At 42.8% G+C, this 14822-nt stretch carries 14 protein-coding genes and 1 pseudogene; 13 read left to right on the top strand and 2 right to left on the bottom strand.

Going from position 1 to position 14822, the window contains the following annotated elements; genetic code table 11:
• Window positions 1–269 precede the first annotated feature (269 nt).
• The gene (locus CWC03_RS08890; RefSeq protein WP_138581523.1) at window positions 270–464 is read left to right on the top strand and encodes a (2Fe-2S)-binding protein; all 195 of its coding nucleotides are present in this window, start codon (window positions 270–272) and stop codon (window positions 462–464) included.
• Between the two features lie 32 nt (window positions 465–496).
• On the opposite strand, the gene bfr (CWC03_RS08885) is transcribed toward CWC03_RS08890, so the two are convergent.
• Both bfr (CWC03_RS08885) and bfr (CWC03_RS08880) read right to left on the bottom strand, forming a co-directional pair.
• Window positions 497–961 (bottom strand): bacterioferritin, encoded by a 465-nt coding sequence (gene bfr, locus CWC03_RS08885; protein WP_010375235.1) that lies wholly within the window; start codon window positions 959–961, stop codon window positions 497–499.
• 14 nt (window positions 962–975) lie between these two features.
• Window positions 976–1443, bottom strand: a complete 468-nt coding sequence (bfr, locus tag CWC03_RS08880) for a bacterioferritin (RefSeq protein ID WP_010607507.1) — start codon at window positions 1441–1443, stop codon at window positions 976–978.
• 272 nt (window positions 1444–1715) lie between these two features.
• Here bfr (CWC03_RS08880) and CWC03_RS08875 point away from each other — a divergent pair, with 272 nt between their 5' ends.
• The 12 genes and pseudogenes from CWC03_RS08875 to CWC03_RS08820 form a co-directional block, all read left to right on the top strand.
• Complete coding sequence (locus CWC03_RS08875) at window positions 1716–2042, top strand: DUF2946 family protein (protein ID WP_138581521.1); 327 nt, start codon at window positions 1716–1718, stop codon at window positions 2040–2042.
• Between the two features lie 384 nt (window positions 2043–2426).
• Window positions 2427–3536, top strand: coding sequence for an efflux RND transporter periplasmic adaptor subunit (locus CWC03_RS08870; protein ID WP_138581519.1), 1110 nt, complete (start codon window positions 2427–2429; stop codon window positions 3534–3536).
• Between the two features lie 13 nt (window positions 3537–3549).
• The gene (locus CWC03_RS08865; RefSeq protein ID WP_138581517.1) at window positions 3550–6678 is read left to right on the top strand and encodes an efflux RND transporter permease subunit; all 3129 of its coding nucleotides are present in this window, start codon (window positions 3550–3552) and stop codon (window positions 6676–6678) included.
• A gap of 55 nt (window positions 6679–6733) precedes the next feature.
• A complete protein-coding gene (locus CWC03_RS08860; protein ID WP_138581515.1) occupies window positions 6734–7618 on the top strand; it encodes a cation diffusion facilitator family transporter in 885 nt (294 codons plus the stop codon).
• 107 nt (window positions 7619–7725) lie between these two features.
• Window positions 7726–8244 (top strand): DUF2753 family protein, encoded by a 519-nt coding sequence (locus CWC03_RS08855; RefSeq protein ID WP_138581513.1) that lies wholly within the window; start codon window positions 7726–7728, stop codon window positions 8242–8244.
• A gap of 14 nt (window positions 8245–8258) precedes the next feature.
• Window positions 8259–8870 (top strand): superoxide dismutase, encoded by a 612-nt coding sequence (locus CWC03_RS08850; protein ID WP_138581511.1) that lies wholly within the window; start codon window positions 8259–8261, stop codon window positions 8868–8870.
• A gap of 143 nt (window positions 8871–9013) precedes the next feature.
• Complete coding sequence (locus CWC03_RS08845) at window positions 9014–10372, top strand: AlkA N-terminal domain-containing protein (RefSeq protein WP_138581509.1); 1359 nt, start codon at window positions 9014–9016, stop codon at window positions 10370–10372.
• Window positions 10369–10830, top strand: a complete 462-nt coding sequence (locus CWC03_RS08840) for a methylated-DNA--[protein]-cysteine S-methyltransferase (protein WP_138581507.1) — start codon at window positions 10369–10371, stop codon at window positions 10828–10830. Before CWC03_RS08845 ends, CWC03_RS08840 begins: the two co-directional genes overlap by 4 nt.
• Window positions 10831–10934: 104 nt before the next feature.
• Window positions 10935–11660 carry a transporter substrate-binding domain-containing protein gene (locus CWC03_RS08835; RefSeq protein WP_249313989.1) on the top strand — a complete coding sequence of 242 codons (726 nt, stop codon included), beginning with the start codon at window positions 10935–10937 and terminating at the stop codon, window positions 11658–11660.
• A 56-nt stretch (window positions 11661–11716) separates the two neighbouring features.
• On the top strand, window positions 11717–12295 hold the full coding sequence (locus CWC03_RS08830; RefSeq protein ID WP_128726192.1) for a thymidine kinase: 579 nt from the start codon (window positions 11717–11719) through the stop codon (window positions 12293–12295).
• Between the two features lie 182 nt (window positions 12296–12477).
• The gene (locus CWC03_RS08825; RefSeq protein WP_138581503.1) at window positions 12478–13872 is read left to right on the top strand and encodes an ATP-binding protein; all 1395 of its coding nucleotides are present in this window, start codon (window positions 12478–12480) and stop codon (window positions 13870–13872) included.
• Between the two features lie 157 nt (window positions 13873–14029).
• Window positions 14030–14679: pseudogene (locus CWC03_RS08820) on the top strand (IS982 family transposase); the annotation flags it as partial.
• Window positions 14680–14822: the final 143 nt, after the last annotated feature.

The following is a 14822-nucleotide window of genomic DNA, read 5'->3' as shown; positions in this document are numbered from 1 at the left end:
TACTTGGATGCAAGAACACCCTCACTCTGACGTGTAAAGTAACGCTTATCAAGTTACTTTAAGCGTAGCAGTTTTATTGGGTTTTTCTTAATTTTATAAAAATAAACGTTGGCTCGAGCACGACGCTTTACGAAGTGTGAATAACTAAGTTGCTGCAGCAGCTTACAAAGAAAAATAATTCGCATTTATAGCTATGGTATGTGTTGATAATTGTTATCGTTTAGATTAAACTTATTTGCAGTTAATGAGTTTGAGATTGGTTATCATTTATGTACGTATGCATTTGTCATGGTGTTACAGATAAAAAGATTGCAGAGACGATAGATAATGGTGCTCGTTCAATGCGTGATCTTAGTCAGACATTATCTGTTGGTAAGCAGTGTGGAAAGTGTTGTAACTGTGCGAAGAAAATTTTAAATGAAAAGCTGATTGCGATTGTTGATGTCACTGAGCAGGTTGCGTAACAATACATCATCACGCAACCTCGATTAAATACTTACAGTTGCGACTGTAAGTAGTTTTCTATCCCCATCACCTTAATTAGATGCTGTTGAGTTTCAAGCCAGTCAATTTGCTCTTCTTGCTCGTTTTGGATTTTATCTAACGCTTCACGACTAATGTAATCTTGCTTTTCTTCACACAATTTAATTGCTGCTTGCAGGTCGACCAAAGACGCTTGCTCAAATGCCATGTTGCAGTCAATCATCTCAGCACTGTTTTCACCAATCTTTAAACGACCTAAATCTTGTAAATTAGGAAGGCCTTCCAAGAACAAAATTCGTTCGATAAGACGATCAGCATTTTTCATTTTTTGGATTGAGACTTTATAATCCGCTTTGTCTAACTGGCTAAAACCGAAGTCCTTAAACATACGTGCGTGCAAAAAGTATTGGTTGATACCTACCAACTCATTGGCCAAAACTTTATTAAGCGCTACGATTACTTCTCTATCACCTTTCATATGTAGAGTCCTTATTAAAGCTGAGATTGGATATAATTTGGAGCGCCGATAAGATCTATCAGTCGAATTTGCTGCTCTAACCAGTAAACATGATCTTCTTCTGTATCAAACAACAGCTTCTCAAGTGTTTCTCGAGATTGGTAATCTTGCTCTTCTTCACAGATTTTGATTGCTTCTTTGACGCATTCGACGACTTCAAGCTCTAGTTTTAAGTCGTTTTCCATCATAGACTTAACATCTTGGCCGATGAGTAGATCACGACGTTTCGTCATGTTAGGTACGCCTTCCAAAAAAAGAATGCGCTTAATCAACCAATCTGCATGTGTTGTTTCTTCTTCACGTTCGTGCTCAAGGCGCTGGTATAGTTTGCTCAAACCCCAATCTTCGTACATACGTGAATGGATGAAATACTGATCAATAGCTGCAAGCTCATTGGCTAATAGCTTATTGAATGCGTCGATGACTTTTTGTTTACCTTGCATGCTGTTACCTCAAACTGTGAATATGCGGCTAGTCTAACGGATTTGTGTGACGTGTCAATGAAAAATCTTTATAAAACAGTGTGTTATATATTGATTATAATTCGCATTTAAGTTGGTGTTTTGGCCTGACAATACAAATTATTGTTATTTCATTTTGAGTGGGATCAGTAACGCCAGTAAAAAATAAGACTTAAAGCTTAGTGCGACTATTGACAGGGTACGTGCAGGTGATAAATTGGCAACGAGCTTTTGTGTTAAAGAGAAATGTTGATTTGAATAAGCTAATCCTGATTTTTGTGACGCTTCTACTTGCGGTGCAATCCGTGAGTGTATTTGCGTCTGAATCTAGCTTCCATCAAATCGAAGTGTCTCACCTCCAACATACTCACGACCATGCTGAAGATGCGCAAGCAGACTCCAGCGGACATCATACAAAAGATTGCCACCACTGTGGCCATTGCAGTGGGACGCATTTGAATTTAGTGATTTTAAAATCTTTTATCCCCTTTGAAATGCGACCAAATAGCGAAATTTATCCTCAATCAGATACCAAAGTGCGCGCTTTTGTAGAGCAAGCACATCGTCCACCGATCGTTTAAACAGCGGTTATCATTGAAGGCGCGACCTCAAGTTGACTTAACTGAGCTTAGCTTAGGTTAATGAGTAAATTGATAAACCCAACTTAGCGCAAATTCGTGCTTGTGAGTAAACAACTAGGCCTGTTTTCTATGCTTATCTGTTTTGCTTTCAGTGATACTGCCTACTCCGTTTATACCGATTGTATTAGGTAATTGAGCTACTTTAACATCAATTGGTATTACTCCTTCTCAGTTATTGACGTTGATTACAGATAACTCACGTTGGCCTGAGAAGCGCATTCTTGTTCGTGAATTGACACCGTAAAAGTACAGCTTGGTGCAATTCGCTAAACAAGCTAACGGTTTTGAACGTCAACTTACGTTCTTGAGTAAAAAGAGTATCGAATGACAAACTTTAAAATTTTTTCCATCTATTTCGCGGTGAACACGCTTTTTAGCTCGCTGACATATGCCGGCGACGGTCATGAAGAACATGAAGAGGAAGAAAATGCTATCGTACTGACGCAACAGCAGATGCGTTTTGCCGGAATTCAGACCAAAGAAGTCAAGCTGGAAAGCCATGAGCGCTTTTATTTTGCGCCTGGAGAAGTAAAAGCCAATGGCTATACCAGCTATTTAGTATCGCCAAGAGCCGATTCAATCGTGTTAAAGCGACACACTACGCTTGGCTCTATGGTTAATGTTAACGACCCACTTATCACCTTATTCTCAGAGGCAATGGCGCAGGCCCAAGCGCAGTATTTGGTCGCTTCAACAGAATGGGATAGAGTTAAACGGTTAAGTAAAGAAACCATCAGTGAGCGTGAACGCGTTCAAGCAAGTGCCGATTTTAGTTCGGCTTATTCAAAGTTGTTGGCACTTGGAGTAACAGAAAAAGAGATTAAAGAAATAGCCACTAAGCCCGCCAGTGAACTTGGCCAATATACGCTCGTTGCTGAGCGCGAGGGAGTGGTAACTCAAGATGCCTTTACTCAGGGCCAGCATGTTGCTTCTGGCACAACTTTAATGGCAATCACTGATGAAAGCGAGCTATGGGTAGAAGCCCGTTTACAACCCAACTCTCAACTTTCGTTAGCGGTTAACTCTAAAGCATTGATTGGCATAGAAGATCAGCAATATGCGGCTCGCGTTATCCAAGCAGCGCACACTATCGACCCCATTACTCGAACCAGACAGATCCGCCTATTGGTTGAAAATAGTGACGACAAGCTGCACGCAGGGATGTTTGTAAACGTCAACTTTATCATACCGTCAAAGGAGTCAATCATTGCGCTACCTGCAGACGCGTTAAGTCGTGGTCCTGGCGGTGATTGGGTGGTGTACATCGAAGAAGCACCCGGCGAGTTCCATCCCAAAGAAGTGACTTTAGGTGAAGACTTTGGCGCTCAGGTTGAAGTTATCGGTTTAGCTGTGGGTGAGCGCGTGGCCGTAACTGGAGCGTTCTTTATTGCGTCAGAGCAAGCCAAAGCAGGCTTCGATCCACATAATCATTAAGAGGAGCCTCATCATGTTTAATCGAATTATCGATTGGTCTGTAAACAATCGGCTTCTAATCATGCTTTTTTTACTCGTTATCACGGCAACTGCTAGCGTGACTATTCCAAAACTCAACTTAGATGCGTTTCCCGATGTAACGAATGTGCAGGTTGCGGTGAATACTGAAGCGCCGGGACTAGCAGCAGAAGAGGTTGAGCAGTTAATCACCTATCCAATTGAGGCTGTGATGTATGCCTTGCCTGATGTGCAGCAAGTGCGTTCAATTTCTAAAACAGGTCTTTCTGGCGTTACGGTGGTATTTAAGGAAGGCACAGATATCTATTTTGCCAGACAGTTGGTATTTGAGCGCCTCCAAGCTGCAAAGGAGTTGATCCCAAGCGGTGTGGGTACGCCAGAAATGGGGCCAAATACCTCAGGGCTTGGTCAAGTATTTCAATATATGCTGATAAGCGAGACGAACTCTGAATATGATGCAATGGCCTTACGTAGTCTCAATGACTGGGTAGTTAAGCTGTTAATTATGCCCATTGATGGGGTAACCGATGTATTGGCCTTTGGCGGCGATGTGCGTCAGTATCAAGTCAATATCGACCCAAATAAGCTATTGGCTTATGCGCTCACTCAGCAAGATGTGGTGAGAGCCATTGAGCGTAATAACCAAAATGTCGGCGGCTGGTATTTAGAGCGTGGTCAAGAGCAGTTGGTGATCCGCGCAGCTGGCTGGTTTCAAAGTGGGGAAAAGGGGATCGAGGAGATTGCCAACGTGCCCGTCAAAGCCATTGATGGCACGGTCGTGACTGTGGCTCAGGTTGCCACTGTATCGATTGGTGGAGAAATCCGTCAAGGCGCGGTGACGATGTCTAGAAAAAGCGCCTCTGGTGAAGTGGAACAGCTCGGTGAAGTAGTAACAGGTATAGTGCTCAAGCGAATGGGAGCAAACACCAAAGCAACCATTGATAGCATTAACAACCGCGTGGAACTGATTAATCAAGCACTACCTGAAGGGGTAAGGTTTGAGCCGTTTTACGATCAGTCTGATCTGATCAGCAAAGCAGTACAAACAGTCGTTGAAGCCTTGGCACTGGCATTTATTTTTATCGTTGTGGTGCTCGCGCTGTTTTTAATGAACCTGAGAGCGACTTTTCTGGTGCTCATTTCAATTCCTATTTCAATTGCTATTGCACTTGTGGTTATGGCGTGGCTTGGCGTATCGGCCAACTTAATGTCGCTAGGTGGTATCGCAGTCGCGATAGGGATGTTAGTTGACGGCTCAGTGGTGATGGTAGAAAACATCTTTAAACACCTAACAAGGCAAAAGGAAAGTGATGACTTTTCTGTAGGACTCATTGTTGAGCTCGCAGGAAAGGAAGTGGCAAGGCCAATCTTTTTTGCTGCCAGTATTATCTTAGTGGTGTTCACCCCGTTATTTAGTTTTGAAGGGGTTGAAGCTAAACTATTTCAACCTATGGCAATCAGTATTATTTTGGCTGTTGTTGCGGCGATATTTGTTGCCCTTATCATTGTCCCAGCGCTTGCGACCTACTTATTTAAACATGGCGTTAAAGCGCGAGAAAGTCTTATTCTCGTCGCGCTAGAAAAAGGCTACCGCTGGACGTTAAATCGAGTGTTGCATAGGCAAAAGTTGTTGATGGCAATCGTCATTTTATTGATGGCGGCGGCCGGTTTTACGTTCACTAAAATTGGTACCGAGTTTGTCCCTGAGCTTGAAGAAGGCACCATCAATCTAAGGGTAACGCTAGCGCCTTCCGCCAGTCTTGAAACCGCGCTGAATGTTGCGCCTGAGCTGGAAAAAATGCTGCTCACTTTTCCGGAGGTAAACTACGCGCTAAGCAGAATTGGTCGAGCGGAGATAGGTGGCGATCCTGAACCGGTAAATAACATTGAAATCTATATTGGTCTTGCACCAGTAGCACAGTGGCAAAGCGCAAATAATCGCTACGAATTACAAGCTTTAATGGAACACAAGCTATCGGCTTATCCTGGTTTACTGTTTAATTTTTCACAGCCTATTGCGACGCGTGTCGATGAATTACTCTCAGGTGTTAAAGCGCAGTTGGCGATTAAGCTGTTTGGCCCGGATTTAGCTGTGCTTGCAAAAAAGGGCAAGGAAATTGAGGCTGCCGTGGCGCAAGTTGAAGGGACAGAGGGCGTACAACTTGAACAAATAGCAGGTGAATCACAGCTGATCATCACCCCAAAACGTCAAGCGTTATCTCGCTACGGTTTAGCTGTCGGCGACGTTATGGCATTAGTGCAAGATGGCATTGGTGGCAGTAAAGCGGGGCAGGTTATCAACGGTAATGAGCGCTATGATATTTACGTCCGCTTGGCACCTAAGTACCGTCAAAGCAAGCAGACCATTGAAGAAATACGTTTACAATCAAGTTCAGGGGCGTGGATCCGTTTGGCTGATGTTGCGAATGTTGAATATCAATCTGGTCCACCGCAAGTAAGACGAGATGACGTTCAACGTCGAGTGGTGATCCAAGCGAATGTGCAAGGCCGGGATATGGGCAGTGTAGTAAGTGATATTCGCGCGGCTATTGATAGTAAAGTTGACTTACCAACAGGCTATGGTGTTGAAATCGGTGGTCAGTTTGAAAACCAGCAACGAGCACAAAAACGCTTGGCAATCGTGGTGCCGCTATCTTTGGCACTAATAGCACTTTTGCTTTACTTCGCATTTGGTTCACTGGCTCAGGCTGCGCTTATTTTAGTGAATGTGCCGCTTGCGGTTATTGGTGGAGTATTTTCTTTATATATCTCAGGACAATATCTATCGGTCCCAAGCTCAGTTGGGTTTATCACCTTATTCGGTGTCGCGGTACTCAATGGTGTGGTCATGGTTGAGAGCATAAACCAGCGATTGGCTGCGGGAGAATCGCTTCATTCAGGTGTCGTTGAGGGAGCAATTTCAAGGCTTAGACCAGTGCTTATGACTGCGATCACCTCAGCCCTTGGCCTTATTCCTATGTTGTTGTCGACAGGAGTGGGCGCTGAAATTCAAAGGCCGCTTGCCAGTGTAATTGTTGGTGGATTATTAACGTCAACCTTGCTGACTTTGTTTGTATTGCCAGCACTTTATCCACTATTCTCAAAGCAAATTAAAAATTCGTAATACGTCGGGGCCACTGAAAGTGGTCCCTTATTCGAGTCAGTAAATAGGAGTGAGTATGTCTCACGCACATCATCACCATCATGGAAACAAGCTCGGTTGGGCCGTATTTGTTAATATTCTACTGAGTGTCGCACAGGTCGTTGGTGGCATTCTCTCAGGCAGTCTCTCTTTGGTTGCTGATGCGCTACATAATTTAAGTGACGCTGGTGCGCTTATTATCGCGTTAGTTGCGCAAAAAATTGCAAGAAAGCCGGCCTCACTCGAACTCACTTATGGCTACCAACGTGCTGAAATAGTCGGGGCGTTAATTAATAGCGCGACACTCATTGTAGTTGGGATTTATCTGCTATTTGAGGCGATTTCTCGATTTTTAAACCCCGAACCAATTGATGGTTGGATAGTGGTGTGGCTCGCAGCCTTGGCGTTAGTTATCGACGTTATCACAGCGCTTATTACTTATTCTGCTGGTGCAAAAACCAGCCTAAATATTCGTGCGGCGTTTATTCACAATGTTTCCGATGCTGCGGCTTCCGTTGCGGTGATCGTGGCTGGAACATTAATCATCTTATATCAATGGTATGTGGTGGATCTTATTGCTACCGTGTTGATCTCCACGTACGTGATTTTCCATGGCGTCGAACTGAGTAAAAGTAGTATTAGAATTCTCATGCAGGCAACGCCAGATAATGTCAATATTCAAGAGATTAAGGAATACCTTGAGACTCAAGAGAATGTTAAGACGGTAAGCCATATGCATGTTTGGCAGCTCAATGAACATGAACATATTTTAGAGGCGCAAGTTGTCATTATGTCTTTGAGCGACCAAAGCACGTTAGCGCAGTTAAAAGCGGGTTTACAGTCGCGGTTTGGATTGTCACATACCACACTTGAATTAACCGAGGAATCTTTGGTAACGCATCAGTGTGTAGAAATCAACTAAACACAAATGAAAATGGTTTGCATTAATGTTTTTGTGATCGTATAGTGCCTTAATAGCTCATACTGGTTTGCTTGCATAAGTAAGCCAGTTCGGTAAGAGGGTAAAATATGAAAAATCGCATGGACCTTAGTGCAAACCACTTAGCAAGTGGAGTTTGCGCGTTATCTTCAGTGTTGTCACCTTGGCAAGCTAAAATACTCTCAGGTAATCAAGCATATCAAGCGCAAATATTTCTGCGTGCACGCGACGAATATCAGGTTGCATTGACACTTGCGACAGGTATTTTAGATGAGTTTTTATTATGCCAAAAAGACAGTGTAGTGATAAATGCCATAGAGCACAGTTTACCTGCCGTCGTCGTATCCGCGCATAATCTAGCTGACACCTTTATTGCGCTTGACCAACCAAATAGAGCGTGCCAGCAACTTATCGCAATCCATCTTAAAATACATGCAACCTACCTTGAATATAACAACGAACTTGCACCTATCGTCTTACATCATTTGCATAAAACTCGACAAGAGTTGATTCATTTTGCAACACGTTACCCTCATTTACCCGAGCTTATTCATCAAATTAACGAAGCGATGCAGGTAACACATCTGCATTCTCGCGTTTTACATTAACATTTGGAGGTCGAATGGCTTATACCTTACCTGAGTTACCGTACGCATATGATGCATTAGAACCGCATATCGACGCGAAGACGATGGAGATCCATCATACTTTGCATCATCAGACATATATAAATAAAGCAAACGCAGCGTTAGAGGGGACGGAGTTCGCAGGTAAAGATACCGAAACGTTGCTGAGAAACATTAAAACGTTACCTGAAAACTTACAAAAAGCAGTGCAAGAACATGTCGGCGGGCACAATAACCATAGTTTGTTTTGGCAAATTATGACTCCAAATTATGTGCCTTTATGTGATGGGCCGTTAAAACAAGCGATAGAAAGTGAGCTCGGTGGTTTTGATAGCTTTAAAACTGAATTTACAAACGCTGCTGTCAGTCGATTTGGCAGTGGTTGGGCATGGTTAGTTGTGGATGAAAATGGCAAGTTAGCGGTGACGAGTAGTCTCAACCAAGACAGCCCCTATATGGATCAGCACACCCCAATATTAGGTTTAGATGTGTGGGAACATGCCTATTACCTCAAGTATCAGAATCGTCGACCAGAATACATCGCCGCTTTTTACAATGTCATCAATTGGTCTGAAGTCGAGCGAAGATATAATCAAGCAATAGGTTAGTACTTTTCTTATTTCCTCAGTTAGTTAAGCCCCTTAGTGGGCTTTTTTCATGAATACCCCAAACATGGTTGAGTACCAAAAATGGCTAGTTTGCTATAGTGATAGCGATTAGACTGAGTGAAAACGAAGTACGAGCGAAAGTCATGTACACACCAGAAATTTGTTCTCAAGCTAGAAATAGTCGCGATGCTAGATTTGATGGGTTGTTTTTTGTTGCAGTCAAGAGCACCGGTATTTATTGTCGGCCAATATGCCCTGCACCTGCTGCAAAAGAAGAGAATGTAGAGTATTTTCAATTTGCCCACAATGCTGCGCAAGCAGGCTTTAGGCCTTGTATTCGCTGTCGCCCCGATAGTGCACCGGGCAGTTATGCATGGCTTGGCACGGAAACAACCGCAGTCAGAGCCAAAAAGTTAATCGATGAGGGCGCTTTAATACGTCACTCGACAGAAGACTTAGCCGATAGGTTAGGTATTTCGGTCCGTTACTTAAATAAAGTATTCAATCAATATTTTGGTACGAGCCCCAAACAATATGCACTTTATAAGCAATGTGACTTAGCTAAGCAACTATTACAGCAAAGTGACCTTCCTGTCACGCAAGTCGCGTTTGCCGCCGGGTTTAATTCATTGCGACGCTTTAATGATGCATTCCAGAAACTGTATCAGTTATCACCAAGTCAACTCAGAAAAGACGCAGGTAGTGGCTCAGCCATTGCGATTTACTTGTCTTATCGACCACCGTACAACTGGGATAAAATGCAGCAGTTTTTAGCAATGAGAATTGTGTCAGGTATCGAGTGGTTAACCGAAAACAGTTATGGGCGAACCGTGATGATAGAAGGGGTTATAGGGCGCTTCACCGCGACTATCGAGCCTGAAAAACATCGCTTTAAAGTGGATATCGCGCTCTGTGATTTATCCTTGTTAGTTCCGATGATTGCACAGATAAGACGTGTGTTAGATTTAGATGCGGACACCTGCTTTATTGAGTCTCACCTTCATGAAGCCGCGCCTGATTTGCAGTTACAAGAGGGACTCAGATTACCCGGGATCTGGAGTGAGTTTGAAGCGGGGATGAGAGCTATTTTGGGCCAACAAATCAGTGTTCAAGCGGCGAGAAACTTACTTACTTTATTGGTTGAAACACTTGGTGAAGCTGCTGAAGATGGTGTGCGTTACTTCCCTAAGCCTAAGGCCGTATTTGATAGTGATCTCGCCTTTTTCAAGATGCCAGCGCGGCGAAAGGCGGCTATTAAAGCTTTTGCTGAGCAATACGTTGATTCGGAACATGTTGAGCTTGATAGCTGGTTGAATATTAAAGGTGTAGGTCCTTGGACTGTTGACTATGCAAAAATGCGCGGATTGAGTCACCCAGACATTTACTTGGGTGGTGATTTGGGGGTCAAAAAAGCGATGGAAAAATCCTTAACAGCAATAGATATCGAAAAATGTGCCCCTTTTCGTTCTTATTTAACTTTTCAACTTTGGCAACAATTATGATTGAAACTACATTAGCCTCCCCCACTGGAGAATGGATCATACAAGCGTCCAATGATGGTTTACGATATGTCGGATTCTTTCCAAAAACGCGCTACGAGCAAGGGGAGAATTGCCATACAGAAATGGCAAAAAAACAGTTAACTGAATACTTTGCTGGCAAACGCCAACGCTTTGACGTGCTACTTGATGTGGATGGTACGCACTTTCAAAAGCAAGTCTGGCAAGTGTTGGCACAAGTACCATTTGGTGAAACGCATAGCTATGGTTGGATAGCTGAGCGCTTAGGTAACAAAAATGCCGTGCGTGCTGTCGGCGCTGCCAACGGCAAAAACCCAATAAGTATCATTGTGCCTTGTCATCGCATTATTGGTGCAAATGGTAAATTAACAGGATATGCTGGGGGACTTGAAGCGAAAGAGTGGCTGTTGCAACATGAAGGAGTGAGCTTCAAAAAATAGAGTATACTAGTGGTTAATCGTTGTTATTTCGATTGACTATATGTTTGGAGTGAATGTTGAGACTGCTATTTATTGTTTTTTGCGTTTTTACTTCGTGGGCCAGTATGGCAACAGAGGTTCGCTTTTGTTATGAAGATAAACATGCTCCACCCTTTATTCATGGTGCAGGACAAGCTGTGCCATCGGCAAATCCAGGCGTCACGATCCAGGTAGTGCAAGAGCTTGACGAGCACGTAAAAGAGGTGAGTTTCACATACACTCGAAAGCCATGGAGCCGCTGTTTGCATGAGCTGGAAAATGGCAAAGTGGATGCTGTGGTGGCAAGCCACCGAGCGTCAAGAGAAGGGCAAATGGCATATCCAAAGCATTCCGATGGCACTATTGCACAGCAATATGCCATTAATCGGATCAGCACTTGTTTGCTCAAAAGTAAAACGAGTAAAGCATCATTAAACCTGAACACAGAAATAGAACTCGCAGTCCCTCGTGGCTATGCTATTCGAGAGAGTATGCCCAAACATTTTTCCATATTCGAAACTGACTCGTTAGAGCATGCTATTGCATTGGTTGAAAATGAATTACTTGATGCGACCATTGGCCTTTGCCAAATCGGTAATATGCCAATCACATTATCGCCCCCCTTTAACCACTTAGAAGCGGTTTTTCCTCCGTTGGAAACGTCGTTTGGTTTTGTGGCATTTTCTAAGCTGTTTTATCAGCAGCACCCTGAATTAAGCTGGAAAGTGTGGCGTGCAAGCCAGCTTATTGACCTCGACACCTTATATAGTGAGTATTTGCGTTCACAACCTAGCCAAACGGATAAGCAATAGATCTTTTAATCGTTAGCCAGTAAACTAGCGCGAATTTTTATTTCGAAATATTTATTATGGCCCAGCTTTATTTTTACTATTCTGCAATGAATGCCGGTAAATCTACGACTTTATTGCAGTCGGCATTTAACTACCGAGAGCGAGGCATGCGCCCGTTTATTATCACCGCTGCAATTGATAACCGTGCTGGTGTAGGCAAAGTAGCGTCTCGTATCGGCTTAGAAGCTGAGGCGCAAGTTTTTGAAAGCCAAACCGATGTGAAAGCATTACTGATGTCTGCTCATACCGAGAATAAAATTGATTGTGTATTGGTAGATGAGTGTCAGTTTCTAACAAAAGCTCAAGTCGCAGAGCTGACAGATATCGTCGATGAGCTGCGGATCCCGGTATTATGCTATGGCCTTAGAACCGACTTTCGTGGTGAGCTGTTTGAAGGCTCACAATATTTGCTGGCGTGGGCAGATAAATTGATTGAGCTAAAGACCATTTGTCACTGTGGTCGCAAAGCGAACCGAGTACTTCGCACCGATGAGCACGGTAAAGCTATTGCAGATGGTGATCAGGTTGTGATCGGTGGTAACGATAGGTATGTTTCTCTTTGTAGAAAACACTATAAAGACGCGCTAAACGCGTAAGCAAATTCAAACTGAGTGTGCTGTTAAAGAGCGGCTTCTCTACAGTACACATTGGTTTCCAATAATACTTAGTTTTCTTGTCTTATCATAGTGCCAAGTCCATATCCTTTTTGCTGCGAATAACTTGGTAAATTAAAGGATATGTACCATTCTTAAAGCATAGGATTGAAGGTACAATTTTCATGAGCCAGCAGCCGCTATCATTTTTGAACGTTTCAGAGCAAGATGAGCAAAACCTAGACGAGTCTACATCTGCGTGGGTAGTGTTAATTGTGGATGATGAGCCAGAAGTTCACGAGGTGACTAAACTTGTGTTATCAGCTTATCGGTTTGAATTAAAACCGCTCGAATTGGTCCATGCCTACAGCAAAAAAGAAGCGATTGATATTCTAAGCCATCGAAACGATGTTGCATTGGTCTTGCTAGACGTCATCATGGAAAGCGAAGAAGCAGGGTTAGAGTGTGCTCAATACATACGTGAAGAACTTGGCTATCATAACGTGAGAATTGTACTTCGCACCGGTCAGCCCGGCAGTGTGCCTGAACATGAAGTCATGCTTCGATATGATATCAATGACTATAAAAATAAAACGGAACTCACCAAATCCCGTCTATTTTCCATGCTAACCAGCTCTCTTCGTTCTTACCGAGATTTAAATCGGCTTGAACTGCTAACCAACGAATTAACCAACCTTAATGAGGGATTAGAAGAAAAGGTCAAGCAGCGCACCCGCGAACTTGAATTGTCCAATGAAGCTTTGCGAGATGCATACAACCGTATTGCTGAGCAACAACAAGCCTTGATCCAATCAGAAAAGCTCGCCTCAGTAGGACAATTGGCAGCGGGTGTAGCCCATGAAATTAACAATCCGCTTGCGTATCTAAAAAGCAACTTGGAGTTTGTACAAAGTTCGTTGGTTAAGCTATATCGAGCTTGGCAATTTTTGGCAAATAATTCGCAACTCTCTCCTGAATGTGCAAAATCGCTGAGTGAATTGGAAAAAGAGTATCAACTAAACTGGGCTTTGAGTGAAAGTGATGATGTGATGGCTGAAATGCATTCGGGACTCGACAGGATTCAACTGATTGTTAAAGAGCTAAGTGTATTTTTTGAGAGTAATCAAACTCAGTTTCAGCAAGTCGAATTTTATTCTCAAATAATGGATTCTGTGATGATTAATTTGGAGTTGGATGGTACAAACTTGAGCTTGATTGAATTTGAAAAAGGAGAACGGTTTGCACTGCATTGTGCACCAGCACTTCTAGAGCACAGTATTTACTGCCTTATAAAAAACGCTTTAGAAAGTACGGGTAGAATACGTAAGGCCATTAAAATCACCACGAAAGTTGAGGATCAAACACTCTCTATCGATATTTTCGATTGTGGTGAAGGGATTGCGGATAAGCTGGTACATAAAGTATTTGACCCTTTTTATACCACTAAGGCGTCAGAAAAACACGTAGGACTAGGGTTAACTATCGCATCTAATATCATTAAATCTCACGGTGGTGAACTGACCATAAAGTCTACGCTTGGCAAAGGCACTAGAGCGACTATAAATTTGCCACTTATTTGAGTTCTACTCTGTTTAACTTACTCTCCAGCCTAAATATGAGCTTAAAGAAGTTAGTTAACCCCAGCTCGGGATAAGAATTTAAAAACAAGTGAATTATAAGCCTGTTCCAAGATCAGATCTTTCGACCAAAAGAGAAGTGAGCTATAAAAGAACATGCATAAATAAGTTAGTTGAGTTGTTTAGTGATGTCGATGATTTTTGCAAAGTTTTTTTGCCGCAATGGTACGCCTATCAGATAAAGCACGGTCAAATAAAAAGAATAAGGCCATGCCAGATGAGTATGGCTGAAATAATGACAGTCATCATTCTGTTTTATATTTTAAATCAGCGCGATTTTAAAAACTTTTATAAAGACTACCTCGCTTGCTTTCATAAAAAAGACTTTCCGACACTGCTCAGCTATACAAGATTTTTAGAACTCATGCCTCGTGCCGTTAGTCCTCTTTCAAGTTACTTTAAAACCCTAAAATCAACAGCTAGTGATATTTGCGTCATTGACTCAACGAGTATCAAAGTTTGTCATAATGTGAGAATACCGAGACACAACACGTTTGCTGTTGTAGCTGAGCGGGGTCGAGGAGTGATGGGATGGTATTTTGGATTCAAACTACACCTAGTTATCAATCATAAAGGTGAAATAATTGCCGCCAAAGTGACCCTGAAAATAAGCATGATACAGCTCCTGTCGAAGAGTTCACTCAAAATCTAACCGCCACTTTATATGGAGACAAGGGATATATCAGCAGTAAGTTAGAGCAGTCACTATCGGAAAGGGGACCCAAACTGGTCACCAATGTGCGCAGTAATACCAGTTGTATTAAGTAAATGATCTATCTTGAAGCGGGGAAATAGCTTTAGTAGCACCGCTCTCGCGTCCTGCTACCGCTAAGGTACCTATATCCATATAGGCAAGGCAAAAATTTTGCTATTTAGTTGTTCTAAATGAGAAT

Source organism: Pseudoalteromonas sp. S2755 (assembly GCF_005886535.1).
GTDB lineage: Bacteria > Pseudomonadota > Gammaproteobacteria > Enterobacterales > Alteromonadaceae > Pseudoalteromonas.
The sequence above is the reverse complement of the archived record's forward strand: the minus strand, read 5'-3'. Positions and strand labels throughout refer to the sequence as shown.